The organism is Rhodococcus sp. S3 (assembly GCF_058211795.1).
The window spans coordinates 4,944,891-4,964,321 of record NZ_CM177074.1 but is presented as its reverse complement, the minus strand read 5'-3'; the positions used below and the strand labels follow the sequence as shown (position 1 = coordinate 4,964,321).

The 19,431-nt window shown below is 68.0% G+C and carries 20 protein-coding genes; 13 read left to right on the top strand and 7 right to left on the bottom strand.

The annotated features are described in order from the left end of the window. Positions 1–50 precede the first annotated feature (50 nt). Positions 51–1,232, bottom strand: coding sequence for a zinc-dependent alcohol dehydrogenase (locus AC0LPE_RS23030; RefSeq protein WP_016693267.1), 1,182 nt, complete (start codon positions 1,230–1,232; stop codon positions 51–53). A 244-nt stretch (positions 1,233–1,476) separates the two neighbouring features. On the opposite strand from AC0LPE_RS23030, the gene AC0LPE_RS23025 reads away from it, so the two are divergent. Then, positions 1,477–1,722 carry a DUF6480 family protein gene (locus tag AC0LPE_RS23025; RefSeq protein ID WP_024102438.1) on the top strand — a complete coding sequence of 82 codons (246 nt, stop codon included), beginning with the start codon at positions 1,477–1,479 and terminating at the stop codon, positions 1,720–1,722. Between the two features lie 33 nt (positions 1,723–1,755). On the opposite strand, the gene AC0LPE_RS23020 is transcribed toward AC0LPE_RS23025, so the two are convergent. Then, positions 1,756–2,205, bottom strand: coding sequence for a response regulator (locus AC0LPE_RS23020; RefSeq protein WP_172415070.1), 450 nt, complete (start codon positions 2,203–2,205; stop codon positions 1,756–1,758). Positions 2,206–2,216: 11 nt separating this feature from the next. Continuing rightward, entirely contained in the window at positions 2,217–3,857 is a 1,641-nt protein-coding gene (locus AC0LPE_RS23015; protein WP_490605313.1) for a sensor histidine kinase, read from the bottom strand. A gap of 264 nt (positions 3,858–4,121) precedes the next feature. Between AC0LPE_RS23015 and AC0LPE_RS23010 the strand changes: the two genes are divergently transcribed. Then, a complete protein-coding gene (locus AC0LPE_RS23010; protein ID WP_202400343.1) occupies positions 4,122–4,994 on the top strand; it encodes an LLM class F420-dependent oxidoreductase in 873 nt (290 codons plus the stop codon). 87 nt (positions 4,995–5,081) lie between these two features. Here AC0LPE_RS23010 and AC0LPE_RS23005 read toward each other — a convergent pair whose 3' ends face one another. Next, positions 5,082–5,852: a thioesterase family protein gene (locus AC0LPE_RS23005; RefSeq protein WP_490605312.1), complete on the bottom strand. Its 771-nt coding sequence runs from the start codon at positions 5,850–5,852 to the stop codon at positions 5,082–5,084. After that, positions 5,849–6,508 (bottom strand): SACE_7040 family transcriptional regulator, encoded by a 660-nt coding sequence (locus tag AC0LPE_RS23000; protein WP_423661163.1) that lies wholly within the window; start codon positions 6,506–6,508, stop codon positions 5,849–5,851. The genes AC0LPE_RS23005 and AC0LPE_RS23000 overlap by 4 nt, the downstream gene beginning before the upstream one ends. A gap of 89 nt (positions 6,509–6,597) precedes the next feature. Between AC0LPE_RS23000 and AC0LPE_RS22995 the strand changes: the two genes are divergently transcribed. Genes AC0LPE_RS22995 through AC0LPE_RS22975 form a run of 5 tightly spaced genes read left to right on the top strand, consistent with a single transcriptional unit; the run spans position 6,598 to position 12,677 of the window. Continuing rightward, on the top strand, positions 6,598–8,193 hold the full coding sequence (locus tag AC0LPE_RS22995; RefSeq protein WP_088899517.1) for a carboxyl transferase domain-containing protein: 1,596 nt from the start codon (positions 6,598–6,600) through the stop codon (positions 8,191–8,193). Positions 8,194–8,201: 8 nt separating this feature from the next. Then, a complete protein-coding gene (locus AC0LPE_RS22990) occupies positions 8,202–10,205 on the top strand; it encodes an acetyl-CoA carboxylase biotin carboxylase subunit (protein WP_160877166.1) in 2,004 nt (667 codons plus the stop codon). Next, the gene (locus tag AC0LPE_RS22985; RefSeq protein WP_145690465.1) at positions 10,205–11,368 is read left to right on the top strand and encodes an acyl-CoA dehydrogenase family protein; all 1,164 of its coding nucleotides are present in this window, start codon (positions 10,205–10,207) and stop codon (positions 11,366–11,368) included. Before AC0LPE_RS22990 ends, AC0LPE_RS22985 begins: the two co-directional genes overlap by 1 nt. After that, positions 11,365–11,859 (top strand): MaoC family dehydratase, encoded by a 495-nt coding sequence (locus tag AC0LPE_RS22980; RefSeq protein WP_088899520.1) that lies wholly within the window; start codon positions 11,365–11,367, stop codon positions 11,857–11,859. Before AC0LPE_RS22985 ends, AC0LPE_RS22980 begins: the two co-directional genes overlap by 4 nt. Then, positions 11,856–12,677 (top strand): HpcH/HpaI aldolase/citrate lyase family protein, encoded by an 822-nt coding sequence (locus tag AC0LPE_RS22975; protein WP_006550751.1) that lies wholly within the window; start codon positions 11,856–11,858, stop codon positions 12,675–12,677. The genes AC0LPE_RS22980 and AC0LPE_RS22975 overlap by 4 nt, the downstream gene beginning before the upstream one ends. A gap of 7 nt (positions 12,678–12,684) precedes the next feature. Here AC0LPE_RS22975 and AC0LPE_RS22970 read toward each other — a convergent pair whose 3' ends face one another. Further along, positions 12,685–13,458 (bottom strand): IclR family transcriptional regulator domain-containing protein, encoded by a 774-nt coding sequence (locus AC0LPE_RS22970; protein ID WP_160877170.1) that lies wholly within the window; start codon positions 13,456–13,458, stop codon positions 12,685–12,687. A gap of 202 nt (positions 13,459–13,660) precedes the next feature. Here AC0LPE_RS22970 and AC0LPE_RS22965 point away from each other — a divergent pair, with 202 nt between their 5' ends. Together AC0LPE_RS22965 and AC0LPE_RS22960 are read left to right on the top strand one after the other, a co-directional pair. Next, the gene (locus tag AC0LPE_RS22965) at positions 13,661–14,422 is read left to right on the top strand and encodes a CoA transferase subunit A (RefSeq protein WP_059384402.1); all 762 of its coding nucleotides are present in this window, start codon (positions 13,661–13,663) and stop codon (positions 14,420–14,422) included. A 3-nt stretch (positions 14,423–14,425) separates the two neighbouring features. Further along, positions 14,426–15,079 carry a CoA transferase subunit B gene (locus tag AC0LPE_RS22960; RefSeq protein ID WP_120280851.1) on the top strand — a complete coding sequence of 218 codons (654 nt, stop codon included), beginning with the start codon at positions 14,426–14,428 and terminating at the stop codon, positions 15,077–15,079. On the opposite strand, the gene AC0LPE_RS22955 is transcribed toward AC0LPE_RS22960, so the two are convergent. Continuing rightward, positions 15,066–15,602 (bottom strand): DnaJ family domain-containing protein, encoded by a 537-nt coding sequence (locus AC0LPE_RS22955; protein ID WP_490605311.1) that lies wholly within the window; start codon positions 15,600–15,602, stop codon positions 15,066–15,068. The two genes, AC0LPE_RS22960 and AC0LPE_RS22955, sit on opposite strands and share 14 nt — an antisense overlap. Positions 15,603–15,718: 116 nt before the next feature. On the opposite strand from AC0LPE_RS22955, the gene AC0LPE_RS22950 reads away from it, so the two are divergent. From AC0LPE_RS22950 to dmpG, 4 genes are all read left to right on the top strand, one after another. Next, the gene (locus AC0LPE_RS22950) at positions 15,719–16,474 is read left to right on the top strand and encodes an IclR family transcriptional regulator (RefSeq protein ID WP_016696328.1); all 756 of its coding nucleotides are present in this window, start codon (positions 15,719–15,721) and stop codon (positions 16,472–16,474) included. 90 nt (positions 16,475–16,564) lie between these two features. After that, complete coding sequence (locus tag AC0LPE_RS22945; protein ID WP_006550746.1) at positions 16,565–17,410, top strand: 2-keto-4-pentenoate hydratase; 846 nt, start codon at positions 16,565–16,567, stop codon at positions 17,408–17,410. Further along, entirely contained in the window at positions 17,407–18,339 is a 933-nt protein-coding gene (locus AC0LPE_RS22940) for an acetaldehyde dehydrogenase (acetylating) (protein WP_059384407.1), read from the top strand. The genes AC0LPE_RS22945 and AC0LPE_RS22940 overlap by 4 nt, the downstream gene beginning before the upstream one ends. After that, positions 18,336–19,391: a 4-hydroxy-2-oxovalerate aldolase gene (gene dmpG, locus AC0LPE_RS22935; RefSeq protein WP_145690472.1), complete on the top strand. Its 1,056-nt coding sequence runs from the start codon at positions 18,336–18,338 to the stop codon at positions 19,389–19,391. The genes AC0LPE_RS22940 and dmpG overlap by 4 nt, the downstream gene beginning before the upstream one ends. Positions 19,392–19,431: the final 40 nt, after the last annotated feature.

The following is a 19,431-nucleotide window of genomic DNA, read 5'->3' as shown; positions in this document are numbered from 1 at the left end:
ACGACGAACCGGGTCCGGGGTGATTCCCGGGCCCGGTTCGGCTGCGTCCACTACGGTTTCAGACAGATTTTGATGGCGCCGTCCTGCTTCTTCTGGAAGATCTCGTACGCGTGCGGTGCGTCGTCGAGCGGGAGGCGGTGGGTCGCGAAGTCGTCGACCCCCAGCGGATCCTCGTCGGTCAGGAGCGGCAGGATCTCCGGGACCCAGTTCAACACGTTGGCCTGACCCATGTGGAGACGGATCTGCTTGTCGAACAGGGTGAGCATCGGCATCGGATCTGCCGCCCCGCCGTACACGCCGCTCAGCGAGACCGCACCACCACGCCGCACGACGTCGATCGCGGTGTACAGCGCGTGGAGACGGTCCACTCCGGCCTTCTCCATGAACGGCTCGGCGATTGCCGACGGCAGGAAACCGGCGGCACTCTGGGCGAGCTTCGCGACGGGTGAGCCGTGCGCCTCCATACCCACGGCGTCGATCACCGAATCGGTACCGCGCCCGTTCGTCATGTCACGGATCATGTCGCCGGGGTTGTTGTCGACCTCGCGCAGATCGACGACCTCGATGCCGCGGGAGGCCGCGCGGGCCAGTCGCTCGGGGACCATGTCCACGCCGATCACGCGGGCACCCTTGTGCGCCGCGATGCGCGCGGCCATCTCACCGATGGGGCCGAGGCCGAGCACCGTGACACTCCCACCGTCGGGGATCTCCGCGTATTCGACGGCCTGCCACGCGGTGGGCAACACGTCGGAGAGGTAGACGAAACGGTCGTCGGCCGGCCCTTCCGGGACCTTGATGTGGGTGGCGTCGGCATGGGGGACGCGCAGGTATTCGGCCTGCCCGCCGGGCACGCTGCCGTAGAGCTTCGAGTAGCCGAACAGCGCGGCACCGGTGCCCTCCTCACGGACCTGCGTGGTCTCGCACTGCGAATGCAGGCCGTGGGAACACATGAAGCACTGGCCGCAACACACCTGGAAGGGGATCACCACCCGGTCGCCGGGCTTCAGTTTCGTGACGCCGGAGCCGACCTCCTCGACGATGCCCATCGGTTCGTGACCGAGGATGTCGCCAGGAGTCATGAAGGCTCCCAACACCTCGTACAGGTGCAGGTCGGAGCCGCAGATGTTGGTGGTGGTGACGCGGATGACGGCGTCACCGGCCTCCTGGATCGTCGGATCGGGCACCGTATCGACGCTCACGTTGCGGCGCCCCTGCCATGTCACTGCCTTCATGTCGCTCCTCGGCTCCTCGGGTGCAGGAATGTCGGGTCGTACCCGGCACGTGTCCCTCGATGCCTACCCGCGCTCGGAGCGGGCAAACGCCGGACCGGAAGAGGTCGCCTGCCGCAGAAGGCAGGTTTGCGGAGTGCGGGGTTTGCGGAGTGCGGGGGAGAGGTATGTCGCCGTAGAACCGAATTCACCGCGACACACGTCTGCGGCCGCTCCACGGGAGCGCAGCCGCACAGAAGGAGGTCAGGTGACCACGTCGGACCCCGAACATCATGGAAACCAGGATCCCGACCCTGCACGTACCCCGGATCTGGAACCCGGCGGTGGCGTAGCGCCCGGATCGACGCCCCCCGATTCGGGGACGACGTCCGGGCTGTCCGCCCCGGAACCCGACACGAGGAAGCGGTTCCCCATCAGCGGGTGGCTCACGCTGCTCGCCGTCGCGGTGATCGTGATCATCTTCGTGGTCGCGATCTTCGGCATCCTGTCCTGACGGTTCGGCCGGGCCGCGCCGCGGAGCTTCTCGTCAGCGTCCGCGACGCGGTAGCCGCACGACCTGCACGAAGAATTCGTCGATCTGCTTCACGGCACCGATGAACTGGTCGAGATCGACCGGCTTGGTGACGTACGCGTTGGCGTGCAGCTTGTAGCTGCGGAGAATGTCCTCCTCGGCCGACGAGGTCGTGAGCACCACGATCGGGATGTCGGACAGTTCCGGATCGGACTTGATCTTCGTCAGCACCTGCCGGCCGTCGTACTTCGGCAGGTTCAGGTCGAGCAGGATCAGATCCGGGCGCGGCGCACCCTCGTGGTCGCCCCGGCGGTACAGGAAGTCGAGTGCTTCCGCCCCGTCGCGGACGACGTGGAGGGCGTTGCCGATCTTGTTGTCCTCGAATGCTTCACGAGTCATCAGCTCGTCGCCGGGATCGTCCTCGACCAACAGGACGTCCACCGGTCGGGCAGGGGGATATGTCACGATCGTTCTCCTCAGGCCGTGGTCCCCTGCTTCTGCTCGACGGGGCGTGATGCGGTTCCGAGGGTGAAGCAGATTCGAGTGCCCTCGGTATGAGTATCGCCGTACTCGGTGTCGATCCAGATTCTTCCCGCGTGATACTCGACGATTTTCTTGCACAGCGCCAGTCCGATACCGGTGCCCTGGTAATCGTCGCGAGGATGCAGCCGCTGGAAGATGACGAACACCTTCTCGGCGTACTCGCTGTCGATCCCGATGCCGTTGTCGGTGACGCAGAAGTGCCACTGCGGACCGTCCGACTCGTCCTCGACTTTTTCGCACTCGATCCTGATCACCGGGGTGCGATCGGGATGTTGGAACTTGATGGCGTTGCCGACCAGGTTCTGCCACAGCATCGTCAGCAGAGTGGGGTCGCCGGTGAGCTCGGGGAGGTCGTCGGGGCGTTCGATCTGCGCCTGTGACTCCTCGATGGAGGCAGAGAGGTTGAACAACGCCTTCTCGAGCGGTCGGCCGAGGTCGACCCGGACGTAGGCGTCGTGGACGCGTCCGACCCGGGAGAAGGCGAGCAGATCGCTGATCAGCACCTGCATCCGCTTCGCGCCGTCGACGGCATACTCCACGTACTGCCGTCCCCGATCATCGAGGACGTCGCCGTACCGCTTCTCGAGCAACTGGCAGAAGGACGCGACCTTCCGCAGCGGTTCCTGCAGGTCGTGCGATGCGACGTAGGCGAACTGCTCGAGTTCGGTGTTCGAGCGGCGGAGTTCCTCGGCCTGGGAATCGAGATCCTCGGTCTGTTTCGCGAGCAGGGTCTGCTGCTTCCGGGAGTCCGCCAACGCGTCCGCGATACGACCGCGCATCGTCTCGACATCGAGGGCGAGTGCCCGGATGTCCTTCGGTCCCTGGGGGTAGATGTGCTGGTAGAAGTTCTCCTCCAGCGCGACCCGGCGGCTGGCCCGGCGAAGCCTTGCGAGCGGCACGGCGACGAGGTTGTGGACGAGAACCACCGTGGCGAGACCGGTGAGGATGAACGTGATCACCATCGCGATCAGCACCGAATTGCGGATGGTGCGGGACTCCGCGAGTTCGTCGAGGTGCTCCGCCAGGACATCGGAGAGAGCGTTGTTCTCCTGGGCGAACATCGACCGGATCTCACCGAAGGCCAGCCGGTCCTGCTCGGCCAGGGCCGGATCGACGGGACGCGGCTCCCCGGGAACGACGGTCTCGATGATCGGCTCTGCGTACTGCGTCCGCCACTGCGCAGCGGCGGCCTCGATCGTGTCGATGTCGGCGAGCAGATCCGGATGCCCGGCGAGGAGCACGCGAAGACGATCGAGCGCGACCTGCTGGTTCTCCTGACCCGCACGGTACGGCCCGAGGAAGACGGGTTCGGTCGTGAGCGCGTACCCGCGGACCGCGGTCTGTTGATCGAGCAGAGCGGTCTGCAAGTTGAAGGCCTGCGTCATCGCCGGCTGGATCCGCTCGGTCACCTCGTCGGTGATCTGCACGGTGCGCTGGATGAAGATCCCGCCCACGATCGAACCGACGACGGCGAACACCGCGAGGAGCGCGAACGCCAACTGGAACCAGCTCTGCACGGCCAGCCGCGAGGAGATGCGCTCGATACGCGGTTCGGGAACCGAAGGATCCCTCATCGCTGCACCGTCGCTCCGACTTCGGCGGAACGCACGAAACCGATCACATCCACCCCAGCTTCCCGGTCCGTGCCCGATTCGCGCCTACGGGCGACGAATCCCGACGGCGGTGCGGTCCCGGACCTGTCGGTCTGCGAACACACGTATGGACGGGCTGTCTGTTGAACCCGAATGCGAACTGTAGCCGACCGGTGGAGCCGTCCCGATCCGGCCACGGGCCGAAGCGGCTGCACCGAGTGTCGGAACGCGACTAGGGTCGGTCGCATGACACGACGAGTGAGTGTGTGGGGTGGCGCGTTCTGGCTCGGTCGGAAGGTTCGCGAGCAGGCGCTCGGCGCTGCCCGCGAACTGGAGGAGCTCGGGTACTCCCGGTTGTGGACGTCCGGCGGATTCCAGGACGGTTTCCCCTCCGTCTACGGGGAACTGCTCGCGGCGACGACGACGCTCGAACTGGCGAGCGGCATCATCAGCATCTGGCACGCCGACCCGGAGACCACGGCCGCTGCGGTCGCCGATCTGGAGTCGCGGTATCCCGGTCGTTTCCTGCTGGGAGTCGGAACGAGTCACGCTCCCGTCGTCGACGCGCGGGAGAACACCAGCTACACCAAGCCCTACAGCCGGATGGTCGAGTACCTCGACGGTCTCGATGCGGCGTCGACGCCGGTGCCCACCGATCGCAGGGTCCTCGCGGCGCTCGGCCCGCGCATGCTGAAGCTGTCCGCCGAGCGCGCGGCAGGAGCCCATCCGTACTTCGTTCCGCCCGAGCACACGGCGGTCGCGCGTGAGGCCCTCGGCTCGGAGCCGTTGCTCGCGCCCGAGGTGGCCGTCGTCCTCGAAACCGACGAGACCGTCGCGCGCGGCATCGCCCGCGAGTACATGCGCGGTTATCTCGCGCTGCCGAACTACTCGAACAACCTGCGTCGTCTCGGGTACACCGACGAGGACCTCGCCGACGGTGGCAGCGACGCCTTGATGGACGTGCTCATCCCGTGGGGTGATCTCGACAGCGTCGTCGCCGGCATCGAGAAGCACTACGCCGCCGGTGCCGACGAGGTGGCCATCCAGGTGCTCACCGCGGATCCGTTCACCTTCCCGAGCGAGGGCTACCGGCAGCTCGCGTCCGCGCTGCTGAGCTGAGGCCACCGAACCCCGAGGGCGCCGCACCCCGAGGTCACCGAACCTCGAGGTCACCGGACTCCGAGACCTCCGGACCGGTGCGGCCGCTCAGATCGGCCGCACCGTGAGGATCTGGGACATCGTGCCGATCGGGCCGGTCGCATCGTGCAGCACCGTGCTCGTCAGGCCGATGCCGTCGGCGCCGAACGAGACCGACGTATCGAAGCCGACCCATTCACCGCGGGGTTCGGCGAACAGGTGCACGGTCAGATCGAGGTTGGGGAAGGCGACCGTCCTCGGATCGGCACGCACCGCCATGCCGTTGGCGATGTCGAACAGGCCGGCCGTGGCGGCGAGATCGCTGACCTTCTCGCCCTCCACGAGTGGAAGATCGGTACGTACCCAGAACGAGGCCCGTCCGGGTGCGGTCGAGACGCGACGCACCTCCACCGAGTCGATGAATCCTCCCGGCCACAGCGTCGTCGGGTCCCAGGGTTCGCAGTCCTCGGGCGACGGGATCGGCTGCAGCGTGGTGCCGGCGATCTCCGCGGTGGGGCCGGTCTTCATCAGCCACGCGCGCGCACGCACGATCGCGCGCCCGTCGTAGGCGAGTGTCGCTTCCACGAGTTCGATGGTGCGTCCGGGCCGCAGGACCTCGACGGTCGTGACGACGGGACCGACGGGCACGGTGCCGAGGATGTCGTACGACAGGCGTCCGATCGCGAGGTCGTCGTCGCGCCGCGCGTCGCGGTCGCATTCGACGACGTGGGCGATCAACCCGAGGGCGGGCGCGATGTGCTGCTCCGCCTCGTTCCACGCCCCACCGACGTGTTCGGTGGCGCGGAAGGAGGTCGGGCCGAGTCGTTCGAAGTAGCTCATGCGGTCTCCGTTCGTGCCGGCTCTGCCGCGAGAGCCGAGGGGGTCATAGCGAGAGCTGCCAGTGCCATGCGTCGCAGCACCGCGCGGGTGCCTTCGGGGGAACGCGGGTCGGCACTGTGCGGTGTCGAGTTGATGAGTCCGAAGGTCGCGTGCGCCATCGTGCGCGCATCGGATTCGGGCAGTGCGGGGTCGATGCGGCGCAGGACGTCGACCCAGATCTCGACGTAGCGCCGCTGGGTCACCCTCACCTCCCGCTGCCCCTCGTCGGGGAGGGACGTGAACTCGCGGTCCTGCACGCGGATGAGATCGGGCTCGCCCAGCGCGAAGTCGAGATGGAAGTCGACCAGCCCCTCGAGGGCGTCGCGCGGGTCGGGCGTCGTCTCGGCGACCTGCGTGCCACCTGCGAGGAGGCGGCGGCTGATCTCGACGAGGATCTCGACGAGCAGGGCGTCCTTGTTGGGGAAGTGCCGATACACGGCGGGTCCGCTGATCCCCACGGCCGCACCGAGATCCTCGAGGCGGACCCCGGGGAATCCGCGTTCGGCGATCAGGTGCGCCGCGGCACGCAGGAGGTCCCGTCGGCGTTCCGCCTTGGCGAGGCTACGCCGCGTCGGGCGTCCCGATGCGGTCGACACGTCGATCGCGGACTCGGTCATGAAAATCTCCGCTCGGTGTGGTCTGGACAACTCGGTTAATCATAACTAACCTAGATTTCAGTTAATGGCGATTAGTCGATCTACCGAGGATGGTGTGCGTGACAACCGCTGAGACGGCCTCGACAACCAGCCGCGACCAGCATGAACAGCTGGTCGGAGAGCTCCGAGACAAGCTCGCTGCCGCAGCACTGGGCGGCAGCGAGAAAGCCCGGGAGCGGCATGTCGCGCGCGGCAAGCTGCTTCCCCGCGACCGCGTCGACGAACTGCTCGACACGGGCAGCCCGTTCCTCGAACTGTCGCCGCTCGCCGCCGACGGCATGTACGACGACGAGTGCCCCGGCGCCGGCATGATCGCCGGCATCGGCCGCGTCGCCGGCCGCGAGTGCGTGATCGTCGCGAACGACGCCACCGTCAAGGGCGGCACCTACTACCCGATCACGGTCAAGAAGCATCTGCGGGCGCAGGAAGTCGCGCTGCAGAACAACCTGCCGTGCCTGTACCTCGTCGACTCCGGCGGCGCCTTCCTGCCGCGGCAGGACGAGGTCTTCCCCGACCGCGAGCATTTCGGCCGCATCTTCTACAACCAGGCCACCATGAGCGCCAAGGGGATTCCGCAGATCGCCGCGGTCATGGGCTCGTGCACCGCCGGCGGCGCCTACGTCCCCGCCATGAGCGACGAGGCCGTCATCGTCCGCAATCAGGGCACCATCTTCCTCGGTGGCCCGCCGCTGGTGAAGGCCGCGACCGGCGAGGTCGTCACCGCAGAGGAACTCGGTGGTGGCGACCTGCACTCGAAGGTCTCCGGCGTCACCGACCACCTGGCCGAGGACGACCGCGACGCGCTGCGCATCGTGCGCGACATCGTCTCCACCTTCGGTCCGCGCACCCCGCGCCCGTGGGACGTCGAACCCACCACCCCGCCCGAGGCCGACCCCACCGAGCTGTACGACGTGGTGCCCACCGACTCGCGCATCCCCTACGACGTGCACGAGGTCATCGACCGTGTGGTCGACGGATCCAGCTTCCACGAGTTCAAGGCCGAATACGGCAAAACGCTCGTCACCGGCTTCGCGCGCATCCATGGTCACCCGGTCGGCATCATCGCGAACAACGGCGTGCTCTTCGGCGAATCCGCCGTCAAGGGAGCGCATTTCATCGAACTGTGCGACAAGCGTTCGATCCCGCTGGTGTTCCTGCAGAACATCTCCGGCTTCATGGTCGGCCGCGACTACGAGGCCGGCGGCATCGCCAAGCACGGCGCGAAGATGGTCACCGCGGTCGCGTGCGCGCGGGTGCCGAAGCTGACCGTCGTCATCGGCGGCTCGTACGGCGCCGGCAACTACTCGATGTGCGGTCGCGCGTATTCGCCTCGCTTCCTGTGGATGTGGCCCAACGCCCGCATCTCCGTCATGGGTGGCGAGCAGGCCGCCTCGGTGCTGGCCACGGTGCGTTCCGACCAGCTCGATGCCTCGGGTAAGCCCTGGACGGCCGAGCAGGAGGAGGAGTTCAAGGCTCCGATCCGCGCCCAGTACGAGGAGCAGGGCAACCCCTACTACTCGACCGCGCGCCTGTGGGACGACGGCATCATCGATCCCGCAGACACCAGAAAAGTTCTCGGACTGGCACTGTCGGTGTGCGCCAACGCCCCACTCGAGCCGGTCTCCTACGGCGTCTTCCGGATGTGAGTGCACCCATGACTGATACGACTCGGATCGACACGGTGTTGGTCGCCAACCGCGGCGAGATCGCGGTGCGCGTCATCCGCACCCTGAAGGCGATGGGCATCCGCTCGGTCGCCGTGTTCAGCGAGGCCGACCGCGACGCCCGGCACGTGCAGGAGGCCGACACCGCGGTGCTGCTCGGACCCGCGGCGGCGCGCGAGAGCTACCTGGTGATCGACAAGGTCATCGACGCGGCGCTCGCCACCGGCGCGCAGGGCATCCACCCCGGCTACGGATTCCTCTCGGAGAACTCGGCTTTCGCCGCCGCATGCGCCACCGCCGGTATCGCCTTCCTCGGCCCGTCCGCCCACGCGATCGAGACCATGGGCGACAAGATCACCGCCAAGGCCGCGGTGTCGGAGTTCGGCGTTCCCGTCGTGCCCGGCATCTCCCGGCCCGGACTGAGCGACGACGAACTGATCGCGGGCGCCGAGGAAGTCGGCTATCCCGTGCTCGTCAAGCCCTCCGCCGGTGGTGGTGGCAAGGGCATGCGCCTCGTCGAGGACCCGAAGGATCTGCCCGCCGCGCTCGAATCCGCCCGTCGCGAAGCGGCGTCGGCGTTCGGCGACGACACCCTCTTCCTCGAACGGTTCGTGCAGCGCCCCCGGCACATCGAGGTCCAGGTCCTCGCGGATGCGCACGGCAACGTCGTCCACCTCGGCGAGCGCGAGTGCAGCCTCCAGCGACGGCACCAGAAGGTCATCGAGGAAGCACCTTCGCCGCTGCTCGACGAGGCCACCCGCGCCCGCATCGGTGAGGCCGCGTGCAACACCGCGCGCAGCGTCGACTACACCGGCGCCGGCACCGTCGAGTTCATCGTCTCCGCCGACAAGCCGGACGAGTTCTTCTTCATGGAGATGAACACCCGACTGCAGGTCGAGCATCCGGTCACCGAGATGGTCACCGGCCTCGATCTCGTCGAGTGGCAGGTGCGCATCGCCGCGGGCGAGCCGCTCGGCTTCACCCAGGACGACATCACCCTCACCGGCCACGCGATCGAGGCCCGCGTCTACGCCGAGGATCCGGCCCGCGGCTTCCTCCCGACCGGCGGTGAGATCGCCGACGTCGTCGAACCCACCGGTCCCGGCGTACGCGTCGACTCCGGCATCCGCGCCGGCACCGTGGTCGGCAGCGACTACGACCCGATGCTCGCCAAGGTCATCGCCCACGCCGACGACCGCGCCGGAGCGCTGCGTCGCCTCGACCGGGCGCTCGCACAGACCGCCGTGCTCGGCGTCGTCACCAACGTCGACTTCGTGCGGTTCCTGCTTGCCGACGACGACGTCGTGGCCGGTGCGCTCGACACCGGACTCCTCGACCGCCGGGTCGGCGACTACACGGCCCCCACGACCGCCGATTCCACGCTCGTCGCCGCGGCGATCCTGCGGTGGCTCGACCGCTGGGCGGGCGACACCACCGATCCGTGGGCGGTGCCCGACGGATGGCGCGTCGGTGCCCACCGCCCCGTCACGTCGCGGCTCACCTCCGGCGACCGCACCGCACACGTGCGCCTGACCGGAACCCCGGCGGCCGGTGTCGCCGAGGTCGAGGACGGCGAGACCTACCGGTTCAGCGCCGTGCTGCACGGCTCCGATCTGGCGGTCGTGCTCGACGGCCGGCGTCACAGCTACCGCGTCGGCGAATCCGACGGTGTGGTCTGGCTTTCCGACGGCCATGGCAGCGTCGCCGTCCGCGAGGTGCGCGAGGCATCGGTGCGCGGCGACGACGCGCACGCCGGCGACGCCGACATCACCAGCCCGATGCCCGGCGCCGTCATCGCGGTGTCCGTCGCATCCGGCGACACCGTCACGGCCGGGCAGACGCTCGTCGTCGTCGAGGCCATGAAGATGGAACATTCGCTCACCGCCCCCATCGACGGCACCGTCGAACTGTTCGCGGCCGCCGGTGAGCAGGTCAAGGTCGATCAACTTCTCGTGCGAGTCACCCCGCACGCCGACACGGAGGATGCACAGTAATGACGGAATACCTGGCCACGGGTCAACTTCCCGACGAGTACGAGCAGCTGCGCAAGACGGTCGCCGACTTCGCCCGCACGGTGGTCGCGCCGGTCGCCGCCAAGCACGACGCCGAGCACTCGTTCCCCTACGAGGTCGTGCAGGGCATGGCCGAGATGGGCCTGTTCGGTCTGCCGTTCCCCGAGGAGTACGGCGGCATGGGCGGCGACTACTTCGCGCTGTGCCTCGCGCTCGAGGAACTCGGCAAGGTCGACCAGTCCGTCGCCATCACCCTCGAGGCCGGTGTCTCGCTCGGTGCGATGCCGATCTACCGCTTCGGCAACGAGAAGCAGAAGGAGGAGTGGCTGCCGCAGCTCGCAAGCGGCCGCAACCTCGCGGGCTTCGGTCTCACCGAGCCGGGTGCGGGCAGCGACGCCGGAGGCACGAAGACCACCGCCAAGCTCGAGAACGGCGAGTGGATCATCAACGGCAACAAGCAGTTCATCACCAACTCCGGCACCGACATCACCTCGCTCGTGACCGTCACCGCCGTCACCGGTGTGCGGGAGAACGGCAAGAAGGAGATCTCCACGATCCTCGTGCCGACCTCCACGCCGGGCTTCACCGCCGAACCCGCCTACAACAAGGTCGGCTGGAACGCCTCCGACACGCATCCGCTCACCTTCGCCGACGTGCGGGTGCCCGAGGAGAACCTCCTCGGCGAGCGGGGCCGCGGCTACGCCAACTTCCTGCGCATCCTCGACGAGGGCCGCATCGCGATCGCCGCGCTGTCGACCGGCGCCGCGCAGGGTTGTGTCGACGAATCGGTGAAGTACGCCAAGGAGCGCGAGGCCTTCGGCAGCCCGATCGGCAGCAACCAGGCCATCGCCTTCAAGATCGCCCGCATGGAGGCACGTGCGCACGCCGCACGCACCGCCTACTACGACGCCGCCGCCGCGATGCTCGCCGGCAAGCCGTTCAAGAAGCAGGCCGCGGTCGCCAAGCTCGTCGCGTCCGAGGCCGCGATGGACAACGCGCGCGACGCGACGCAGATCCACGGCGGCTACGGCTTCATGAACGAGTACGCCGTGGCGCGCCACTACCGCGACAGCAAGATCCTCGAGATCGGTGAGGGCACCACCGAGGTGCAGCTCATGCTCATCGGACGGGAGCTGGGACTGTGAGCGAGACCGACACCACCGTGGAGAAGCGGATCGTCCAGCGCGGCCTGTGGTTCGAGGAATTCGAACTCGGCACGATCTACGAGCACCGTCCCGGCCGGACGATCACCGAGGCCGACAACACGTTGTTCACGACGCAGACGATGAACACGCAGGCGCTGCACCTCGATGCCGCCTACGCCGCCGAGACGAGTTTCGGTGAGCGTCTGGTCAATTCGATGTTCACGCTCTCGACGATCGTGGGACTGTCGGTCGCCCAGCTCACGCAGGGCACGATCGTCGCGAACCTCGGATTCTCCGAGATCTCCTTCCCCAAGCCGCTCTTCCACGGCGACACGCTCTACGCCGAGACGAAGATCGTCGACAAGCGCGAGTCGAAGAGCCGGCCGGGGGAGGGCATCGTCACCCTCGAGCACACCGGTCGCAACCAGCACGGCGATGTCGTCGCCGTCGCCGTGCGCAAGACCCTCGTCCAGAAGAGGCCCACGACATGACCTGGGAACTCCCCGGCCCCGCATGGCTTTTCTGTCCCGCCGATCGCCCGGAGCGCTACGCCAAGGCCGCCGAACGTTCCGACGTGGTGATCATCGACCTCGAGGATGCCGTCGCACCGGCCGACAAGCAGGCCGCCCGTGAGGCACTGATCGCCACGCCGCTCGACCCCGAACGCACCGTGGTGCGGGTCAACCCGGTGGGCACGGCCGACCACGAGGCCGATCTCGAGGCGCTGCGCCGCACGTCGTACACGCGGGTCATGCTGCCCAAGTGCGAGAGCGGCGACGAGGTGCGCTCGCTCGCACCGCTCGAGGTGGTCGCGCTCATCGAGTCGCCCCTCGGGGTGCTCGCGGTGGAGGACATCGCCGTCGCCGAGAACACCCTCGGAATGATGTGGGGTGCCGAGGATCTCGTCGCCGGACTCGGTGGCAACGCGAGCCGTCGCGCCGACGGGACGTACCGCGCGGTCGCGCAACACGCCCGGTCGGTGACCCTGCTCGCCGCGAAGGGTCACGCCCGCTGGGCACTCGACTCGGTGTACCTGAACATCAAGGACACCGACGGTCTCCACGAGGAGGCCCTCGACGCTGTAGCGGTCGGATTCGACATCAAGGTGTCGATCCATCCGAGCCAGGTCGACGTCGTCCGCCGGGCGTACGCGCCCACCCCCGAGGAGGAGGCGTGGGCGCGACGCGTCCTCGAGGCCGCCGAATCGGAGCGCGGCGTCTTCGATTTCGAAGGGAAGATGGTCGACGCCCCGGTGCTGCGCCACGCCGAGCGCGTGCTGCAGCGCGCGTCGGCTGCCGCCTCGGCATGACCGCGCGTCACCGGGGACGGTGACGCAACAACTGAGTGAGACGGTGGGCGCTGTCGAGCAGCGCCTCACCGAGTTCGGGCACGCGATCGGGCCGGAACCGGCTCTCCACGCCGGTCAGACTCAACGCCCAGGTCGGGGCGCCGCGGTGATCGAACACCGCGGCGCCCATTCCCCAACTGCCCTCGACGATCAGCGCCGGATTGACGGCGTAGCCGGCCAGCCGTGTCGCCTCGATCCGTTTCTCCAGTGCGGGTCGCGCGTGGTCCGGTCCCCAATTCTCCGTGAGATCCACCCGCGACAGATACGCCTCGATCTCCTGATCGGGCATGTGCGCGAGGATCGCCAGCCCCGCCGACGCCACCCCGAGCGGGAACCGGATCCCGATGTGGAGCACGTGCGAACGCAGCGGGAAGCTGCCCTCCTCCATCGCCAGACAGACCGTCTCGTCGCCCCGCCGCGCGGAGAGGAAGACGCTCTCGCCGGTCGCGCGCGCCAGATCGCGCAGCACGTCGCCCGCGAGGTCGGTGATGTCGTAACGCACCGATGCGAGCGATCCCAGCAGGTAGAGCTCGGGTCCGAGGGCCCAGCGTCCCGAGGCCGGATCCCGGTCGACGAGCCCCTCGTCGGCGAGCGAGCTGAGCAGGCGGTGCACCGTGGGCCGGGCGAGATCGGTGCTGCGCGCAACCTCGGAGGTCGTCACCCCTTCCGGCTCGTGCGACGAGACGGTGCGCAGCAGAGCGGCGATCCGCGTGACCAGTTGACCCCGTGCATCGGACGACATGTATCGATTCTACGTCCACTCAATGAACGCATATGGGGTCTCCGTTCGATGAACGACCAATTTTCGAGAGATTTCGGCAGGCCCTTGTGTTCACCACCTGCAGGATCTTTAGTAGAACCCGAGAATGTGACCGCGTTCATCCAGTGGACGTGATTCGTCCAGCGGAGCCCCGGCGGCTCCCCCGGAACCCGAGAGGTGAGAGTTGGCAACGAAAGTGTTCGAGACGGCGGCGGAGGCCGTCGCCGACATCCGTGACGGTGCGACGCTCGCGGTGGGCGGATTCGGACTGTGCGGTATCCCCGACATCCTGATCCAGGCCATCGCCGACACCGGGGCCACCGACCTCGAGGTGTTCTCCAACAATTGCGGCGTCGACGGCCACGGTCTCGGAATCCTGCTGGGCAGCAAGCGCATCAGCCGGGTCACCGCGTCGTATGTCGGTGAGAACAAGGAATTCGCCCGGCAGTACCTCTCGGGTGAGCTCGAGGTGGAGCTGACCCCGCAGGGCACTCTCGCCGAGAAGCTCCGCGCCGGTGGCGCAGGCATCCCCGCCTTCTTCACCCCCGCCGGCGTCGGCACCCCCATCTCGCAGGGCGGACTGCCCTGGAAGTACAACGCCGACGGCTCGATCGCCGTGGCGTCACCGGCGAAGGAGATCCGCGAGTTCCGCGGCAAGCGGTACGTGCTCGAGGAGTCCATCACCGCCGACTTCTCGCTCGTGCACGCCCTCAAGGGCGACACCGAGGGCAACCTGGTGTTCAACAAGGCCGCGATGAACTTCAACCCGCTCGCCGCGATGGCCGGCCGCGTGTGCATCGCCCAGGTCGAGGAACTCGTCGAGCCGGGCGAGATCGATCCGGGTGAGGTGCACCTGCCGGGAATCTTCGTGAACCGGGTCGTGCACACCGGTGTCCAGGACAAGCAGATCGAGAAGCGCACCGTCAGCGCCGCGAAGGGAGCGTAGAAGATGACCACAGCTGTCGAGACACAGGGTTGGACGCGCACGCAGATGGCCGCGCGCGCCGCGCAGGAACTCTCGCCGGGGGAGTACGTCAACCTCGGTATCGGCCTGCCGACGCTGATCCCCAACTACCTGCCCGAGGGTGTGCACGTGACCCTGCACAGTGAGAACGGCATCCTGGGCACCGGGCCGTACCCCACCGACGACGCGGTCGACCCGGATCTGATCAACGCCGGCAAGGAGACCGTGACGGTCAACCCCGGCGCTGCTTTCTTCGACTCGGCGCTGAGCTTCGGCATGATCCGCGGCGGCCACATCGACACCGCCGTGCTCGGCGGCATGGAGGTCTCGGCCACCGGCGATCTGGCCAACTGGATGGTGCCCGGCAAGATGGTCAAGGGCATGGGCGGGGCGATGGATCTCGTCCACGGTGCCCGCAAGGTCATCGTGCTCATGGAGCACACCGACAAGCAGGGCAACCCGAAGATCGTCTCGGAGTGCTCGCTGCCGCTCACCGGTGAGGGCGTGGTGCAGCGCATCATCACCAACCTCGCGGTGATCGACGTGACCGCCGACGGCCTCGTCCTGACCGAGTGCGCCCCGGGCGTCACCGAGGAACAGGTGCGCGCCGCGACCGGAGCACCGCTCACCCTTCCCTGACGACCGGCCGGTTCCGCCTGCGGAACCACCGGAAGATCCACCTTCTCCGCGCGACCCCGGTCTCGGACTCCGTCTCGAGCCGGGGTCGCGTCGAGTTCAGGGCCGTGCGGGCCTCCTCGCGACGACGTGCCCGCTCGGCCTTCCACACCTCCACCATCTCCTCGGCGTCGACCTTGTGGATCGGTACGGGCAGGCCGCTCGGGAAACGCAGGCAGTCGGCGATCCGCCGGTTGAGATCGGAGACGATGTCGCGCACCACCTTCTCGCTGGGAGCCGAGCCGACCGTGCCGGGCAGCCGCTCGATCTCGCGCCGCAACTGCAGTTCGGGCGGCAGCAGCGCCTCCGTCGACAGGCCCTCACGCGCCAGATAACTCTTCACCCACCACAGATCGTCGTCGCCGTGGTCGGGGATGGGTTTGCCGTAACCGGGCAGATCGTCGAAATCGCCCCGGTCCTGCGCCACGCGGATCTGCCGTTCGATCCACGTCTCGAACGTCAGGTCCCACCGCTTGCGCTCGGTCACACATCCAGGATGCCAGCGCGGGCGCCCGTCCCGGGTGCGGTGCGTGGTGTCCTAACCTGAGCCACGTGGAAGGACAGCGCGAGTCGCCGGTGCATGCCCGCCCGCCGGGCGACGGGGTGGACACCAACACGGTGCTCGGCAAGGTCGTCACCGTGCTGTGGGCGTTCACCGCCGACGACCACGTCCTCACCCTCGCCGAACTGGGCCGGCGTACCGGATTGCCGAAGGGGACGTTGCACCGCATCGTCACCGATCTCGTCGCCGTCCGGCTGCTCGACAAGGATCCGGCGGGATACCGCCTGAGCGGTCAGCTCTTCGAACTGGGTCTGCGCGCCTCTCTCGAGCGCGGCCTGGTCGAGGTCGCGATCCCGTTCATGGAAGACCTGTACGAGCGCACCCACGAGACCGTGCACCTCGGCGTCCCCGAAGGTGTGGAGGTCGTCTACGTCTCGAAGATCGGCGGACATCGCCCCGCCTCCACGCCGTCCCGGATCGGTGGGCGAATGCCCATGTACTGCACCGGAATCGGCAAGGCCCTTCTCGCGTTCTCCCCGCCCGAGCTGCTGGCCGGGGTGGTCGAGGCCGGGTTGGCGCGCAAGACTCCCCGGACCATCACGACACCCGGCCGGCTCGGGGCGAATCTCGCGACCGTGGTCGAGCGCGGTGTGGCGTTCGAGTTCGAGGAGTCCGCGGTGGGCCTCGCCTGCGTCGCCGCTCCGATCTTCGACGCGGACGAGCGTCCCATCGCGGCGGTGAGCGTCACCGGTCCCGTCACCCGGTTCCGTCCGGAGAAGCACGAGGGCGCGGTGAAGGCCGCCGCCGCGGGCATCGCTGCCACCCACGCCCGGCGCGAAGCGATCCGCAACCTCTGAGCCTCACGTTCCACTCACCGGAACGCGCCCCTATGCGGGTACGGACCTCGCCGCCAGGATGGTCGTAATCCATCGAACGACGAGGACGTGATGACTACCAGCTCCAACACCACATCAGCGGCGGATCGCACCCGCATCGCCGGTGCGGCGGCCGACCGTCTCATCGAGGCCACACGCAGCTCCACCCCGTGCGGTCCGGTCCGCGACCTGCTCGGGGAGACCGACATCGACCTGGCGTACGCGGTGCAGCAGCAGCTCACCGACCGCCGGCTCGCCGAAGGTGCCCGCATCGTCGGACGCAAGATCGGCCTGACCTCCCCGGCGGTGCAGCAGCAGCTCGGTGTCGACCGCCCGGACTTCGGTGTCCTCTTCGACGACATGGACGTCACCGATCTCGACGAGGTGCCCAGCAAGCGCCTGCTGCAGCCGAAGGCCGAGGCCGAGATCGCCTTCGTCCTCTCCGCCGACCTCGACTCGGACGATCTCGATCTCGCGACCGTCCGCGCCGCCGTGGGACATGCGGTCGCCGCTCTCGAGATCGTCGACAGCCGCGTCGCCGGCTGGGACATCAAGATCACGGATACGGTCGCGGACAACGCATCCAGCGGCCTGTACGTGCTCGGCTCGCAGACGCTCACCCTCGACGAGTTCGAGCCGATCGACGCCACCATGCGGATGTACGTCGACGACGAGCTCGTCTCCGAGGGCAACGGCGCAGCCTGCCTCGGCGATCCGCTGAACGCCCTGCTGTGGCTCGCGCGCACGGCACGCGAGTTCGGGCAGCCCCTGCGCGCAGGGCAGGTCGTGCTGTCGGGGGCACTCGGCCCGATGGTTCCGGCGCCGCCCGGCGTCACGGTCCGCGCCGAGATCTCCTCGCTCGGCACCGTCACCGCGCGTTTCTCTTCCGAAAGCTCCACCGCACAGGAGAACTCATGACCACCAAGGTTGCCATCATCGGGTCGGGCAACATCGGCACCGACCTGCTCATCAAGATCAAGCGACTGGCCGACGCCGAACTCGAGACCGTCGCCCTCGTCGGCATCGATCCCGAATCCGACGGCCTCGCACGGGCGAAGCGCCTCGGCATCGACGCCATCTCGACCGGTGTCGAAGGACTCGTCGAGCACCCGCGCTTCGACGAGATCGAGATCGTCTTCGACGCGACCTCGGCGAAGGCCCACGAGTACAACGAGAAGGTCCTGCGCCCGCACGGGAAGATGCTCATCGACCTGACGCCGGCCGCGATCGGCCCGTACACGGTGCCGCCGGTGAACCTCACCGAACACCTCGACGCCCCGAACGTCAACATGGTCACCTGCGGTGGCCAGGCCACCATCCCGATCGTCGCTGCCATCTCCCAGGTCACCAAGGTGCACTGGGCCGAGATCGTCGCCTCGATCTCCTCGAAGTCGGCCGGCCCCGGCACCCGCGCCAACATCGACGAGTTCACCGAGACCACCTCGCAGGCCATCGAGAAGATCGGTGGCGCCACGCGCGGCAAGGCGATCATCATCCTCAACCCGGCCGAGCCGCCGATGATCATGCGCGACACCGTGCTCGCGCTCGTCGGTGAGGACCGCAAGGACGAGATCGTCGCGTCCGTCGAGGCGATGGTCGCGAAGGTCCAGGAATACGTGCCCGGCTACACCCTCAAGCAGGAGGTGCAGTTCACCGAGGTCACCGAGCCCATGGAGACGCTCACCGACCACACCGGCCCCCTGTGGAAGGTCGCGGTCTTCCTCGAGGTCAAGGGCGCAGCGCACTACCTGCCCGAGTACGCGGGCAATCTCGACATCATGACCTCCGCGGCGCTGCAGGTCGCACGCGCCGTGGCGGCACGCAAGAAGGATCAGGTGACGGCATGACCGCGGCAACGACGACGACTCGCGAATTCGCAAGCGACGGAACGGCTCTGTACATCCAGGACGTGACCCTGCGCGACGGCATGCACGCCATCCGTCACCGCATCACGCCGCAGGACGTCGCGAAGATCGCCGGTGCGCTCGACCGTGCCGGTGTGGATGCCATCGAGGTCTCCCACGGCGACGGCCTCGCCGGTCACTCGCTGACCTACGGTCCCGGCAGCAACACCGACTGGGAGTGGCTCGAAGCCGCTGCCGGAGCGATCAATTCGGCCACCCTCACGACGCTGCTCCTGCCCGGTATCGGAACCGTCCACGAGCTGAAGCGTGCCTACGAGATCGGCGTGCGGTCGGTGCGCATCGCGACGCACTGCACCGAGGCCGACGTCTCCGCGCAGCACATCGCCGCGGCGAAGGAACTGGGCATGGACGTGTCCGGCTTCCTCATGATGTCGCACATGGCCCCGTCCGAGGAACTCGCCCGCCAGGCGAAGCTCATGGAGTCCTACGGCGCCGACTGCGTCTACGTCACCGACTCCGGCGGACGCCTCACGATGGACGGTGTCCGCGAGCGTGTGCGTGCCTACCGTGAGGTCCTGAACGACACCACCCAGATCGGCATCCACGCGCACCAGAACCTGTCGCTGTCGGTCGCCAACTCCGTGTGTGCCGTCGAGGAAGGTGTCATCCGCGTCGACGCATCGCTGGCCGGACACGGTGCCGGTGCCGGCAACTGCCCGATCGAGCCCTTCGTCGCCGTCGCCCACCTGCTCGGCTGGAAGCACTCGTGCGATCTGTTCGGGCTGCAGGACGCCGCCGACGATCTCGTTCGCCCGCTGCAGGACCGTCCGGTCCAGGTCGACCGCGAGACCCTCACCCTCGGCTACGCCGGCGTGTACTCGAGCTTCCTGCGTCACGCCGAGACCGCCGCGAGCATCTACGGTCTCGACACCCGCGACATCCTCGTCGAGATCGGCCGTCGCGGCCTCGTCGGTGGACAGGAGGACATGATCACCGACGTCGCACTCGACCTGCGCAATCGCGCGGGTAACTGACCACCGGCCGCACAGAGCCGGAACAATCGCGTCGGGCGCG

Coding starts and splice junctions, on each gene's coding strand:
- AC0LPE_RS23000 (WP_423661163.1), bottom strand. CDS start 6,508: ATGACCGAGTCCGCGATCGACGTGTCGACCGCATCGGGACGCCCGACG.
- AC0LPE_RS22990 (WP_160877166.1), top strand. CDS start 8,202: ATGACTGATACGACTCGGATCGACACGGTGTTGGTCGCCAACCGCGGC.
- AC0LPE_RS23005 (WP_490605312.1), bottom strand. CDS start 5,852: ATGAGCTACTTCGAACGACTCGGCCCGACCTCCTTCCGCGCCACCGAA.
- dmpG (WP_145690472.1), top strand. CDS start 18,336: ATGACCGCGGCAACGACGACGACTCGCGAATTCGCAAGCGACGGAACG.
- AC0LPE_RS22960 (WP_120280851.1), top strand. CDS start 14,426: ATGACCACAGCTGTCGAGACACAGGGTTGGACGCGCACGCAGATGGCC.
- AC0LPE_RS23030 (WP_016693267.1), bottom strand. CDS start 1,232: ATGAAGGCAGTGACATGGCAGGGGCGCCGCAACGTGAGCGTCGATACG.
- AC0LPE_RS22970 (WP_160877170.1), bottom strand. CDS start 13,458: ATGTCGTCCGATGCACGGGGTCAACTGGTCACGCGGATCGCCGCTCTG.
- AC0LPE_RS23015 (WP_490605313.1), bottom strand. CDS start 3,857: ATGAGGGATCCTTCGGTTCCCGAACCGCGTATCGAGCGCATCTCCTCG.
- AC0LPE_RS22945 (WP_006550746.1), top strand. CDS start 16,565: ATGACTACCAGCTCCAACACCACATCAGCGGCGGATCGCACCCGCATC.
- AC0LPE_RS22985 (WP_145690465.1), top strand. CDS start 10,205: ATGACGGAATACCTGGCCACGGGTCAACTTCCCGACGAGTACGAGCAG.
- AC0LPE_RS23010 (WP_202400343.1), top strand. CDS start 4,122: ATGACACGACGAGTGAGTGTGTGGGGTGGCGCGTTCTGGCTCGGTCGG.
- AC0LPE_RS22975 (WP_006550751.1), top strand. CDS start 11,856: ATGACCTGGGAACTCCCCGGCCCCGCATGGCTTTTCTGTCCCGCCGAT.
- AC0LPE_RS22940 (WP_059384407.1), top strand. CDS start 17,407: ATGACCACCAAGGTTGCCATCATCGGGTCGGGCAACATCGGCACCGAC.
- AC0LPE_RS22995 (WP_088899517.1), top strand. CDS start 6,598: ATGGTGTGCGTGACAACCGCTGAGACGGCCTCGACAACCAGCCGCGAC.